3 protein-coding genes are annotated in these 2440 nt (G+C 47.3%); all 3 read left to right on the top strand.

Annotated features, from left to right (window positions below; all coding sequences use genetic code 11):
* The coding region (locus JEU20_RS14715) for an NAD(P)/FAD-dependent oxidoreductase (protein WP_198246895.1) at positions 1-866 on the top strand (866 nt) is incomplete at its 5' end.
* Complete coding sequence (mnmM, locus tag JEU20_RS14710; RefSeq protein WP_198246666.1) at positions 859-1449, top strand: tRNA 5-(aminomethyl)-2-thiouridylate-methyltransferase MnmM; 591 nt, start codon at positions 859-861, stop codon at positions 1447-1449. The genes JEU20_RS14715 and mnmM, both read left to right, overlap by 8 nt.
* Positions 1446-2440: zinc-binding alcohol dehydrogenase family protein (locus tag JEU20_RS14705; RefSeq protein ID WP_198246665.1), on the top strand; the 995-nt coding region annotated here is incomplete at its 3' end. The genes mnmM and JEU20_RS14705, both read left to right, overlap by 4 nt.

The following is a 2440-nucleotide window of genomic DNA, read 5'->3' as shown; positions in this document are numbered from 1 at the left end:
ATACCGAAAAACAACTGCGTCTAGCGCGCTATTTTTACCGTCAACTAGCCCAGTTTTTTGGTCAGCCCTTTTTCATCGAAAAACCTATGCTACGCCTATTATCTGATGAAAAAGAGCGAAAAATTGCCGAAAAGCGTTGCCATGACCCACAATACCAACGCTTTTTATCCAGTATTCAGATGCATTATGCTGGTCTTCATAGTCCGTTTGGGTTCTTACAACAGCAACAAACCGCCTATTTAACCACCGTTCCATTATTAGCCAACTTAAGACAATGGTTTAAGCAGCAGGGCGCGCTGATAAACAGCCGCTTTAACCCGACTGCTTTAAACTTGTCTACACCTTTAAAATGGCGCGGCCAAACCGTTAAACGCCTTATTTTTTGCCAAGGCCATGAAAATCTGGAAAATCCCTGGTTTAACTATTTGCCGTTAAAACCAGTCAAAGGTGAAATTCTGACCGCTTTCAGCCCGGTTCCTTTAATCGACACACTACTCAATTATGGCCATTGGTTTATACCACTGGACAACCAGCATTTTAAAACAGGCGCCAGCTTTGACCGCGAAACACGCGACACCCACACCACAGCAATCGTCAAGAACCAGCTTCTGGCCAGCTTAAAACGTGTTTACCCCGCTGCCGCAACAAAAGCTGAAATCCATCAGCACCAGGCCGGAATACGGCCCACTACAGCCGACAGGAAGCCCTTTATAGGCCATCATCCTGTGCATAAAAACCTTTATATTTTTAATGGCTTTGGCGCTAAGGGCAGTTTACAGATTCCTTATTACAGCCAGTTCTTCATTCGCCATTTGTTACACAACACGCCCTTGCCCCCAGACTGCGATATTCGCCGCTATGACTAAACCCTTATCCTTAACACAACAAGTGCATCAAATCATTCGCGCCCATTTAATGCCGGAAGATTACGCCATCGACGCCACCTGTGGCAATGGCCATGACAGCGTTTTCCTAGCCCGACACGCCGCCCATGTGTTTGCTTTCGACATCCAAAAACAAGCGATAGAAAATACACGAAAACGTATCCATGATGAAGGCTTAACGGACAAAGTCAGCCTGTATTGCACCGGCCATCAGCATCTTGCCGAAACTGTGCCGTCACAATTCCATCAACGTATTAAGGCGATTACTTTTAACCTAGGTTATCTTCCCGGCAGTGATAAACGCATCATCACCCAAGCAGAATCGACCCTGAAAGCATTGCATGCCAGCCTGCAACTACTCGCCCCAACCGGCCTGATTACGCTGTTGATTTACCCCGGCCACAGCGGTGGCGATACGGAATACCACAGCATACAACATTGGCTAAGCCAGTCTTCCGACCCGCTTCAAATCGACGTCATTGAATCGGCCCGAATCCGCCCTGGCAGTCCACTACTGTATGTGTTACAAAAAACCCGTTTCAACAACACCCTGGACAGACTATGAAAGCCATTGCCTATCAAGCCGACCGTATTCTTCGCGATATTGAATTACCCAAGCCTTCTCCTGACATGCATGATTTGGTAGTGGAGGTAAAAGCCGTTGCGGTGAACCCGGTGGATAATAAAATCCGCCAGCGGATAACGCCGGATGCAGGAGAATTTAAAGTCTTGGGCTGGGATGCTGCCGGTATTGTGCAGGAAGTGGGGGAGCGGGTAACCTTGTTCAAGCCGGGCGATGCAGTTTTTTATGCCGGCGCAATCGATAGGCCCGGCTGTTTTTGCGATTTTCACCGCGTAGATGAACGCATTGTCGGCCATAAGCCTGAGTCATTGAGTTTTATTGAAGCGGCTGCTTTGCCACTCACGAGTATTACTGCCTGGGAATTGTTATTCGACAGGCTTGCTGTCAGCACAGATAACATAGGGCGTTTATTGATTGTCGGTGCGGCAGGCGGTGTCGGCTCTATGTTGACGCAACTAGCACATCATTTAACCGAATTAACGGTGATTGGAACAGCCTCACGTGAACAAAGCCAAGCTTGGGTTAAAGCGATGGGGGCTGATTTTATATTGAATCATCAACAGTCATTAGTCACACAGCTTAAACAACTGGATTTTGATAGTGTCGATTTAGTCGCTAGCCTGACCCATACCGATGCGCACTTTGCTGATTTAGTGGACTGTCTTGCACCTCAAGGCAAGCTTGGATTGATTGATGACCCGAAAAACATCGACATCGGCTTATTAAAACAAAAAAGCCTGTCACTGCATGGGGAGTTTATGTACACCCGCCCCTTGTTCAAGACCGATGATATGATTGAGCAACACCGCTTGTTAAACCGAGTCGCCCAACTGGTAGATGCCGGCATTTTAAAAACTACCTTACAGCAATGCATGGGGCTATTGAATGCCGAGAACCTGGAAAAGGCATTGACAACATTAAATCAGGGCCACACCCTCGGCAAGATTGTACTGGAAAATAACACCAGTCCTTA

Origin of the sequence: methane-oxidizing endosymbiont of Gigantopelta aegis (genome assembly GCF_016097405.1) — a bacterium.
GTDB lineage: Bacteria > Pseudomonadota > Gammaproteobacteria > Methylococcales > Methylomonadaceae > Methylomarinum.
Note: the sequence above shows the minus strand (reverse complement) of the source record. Positions and strands in the feature narration are given on the sequence as shown.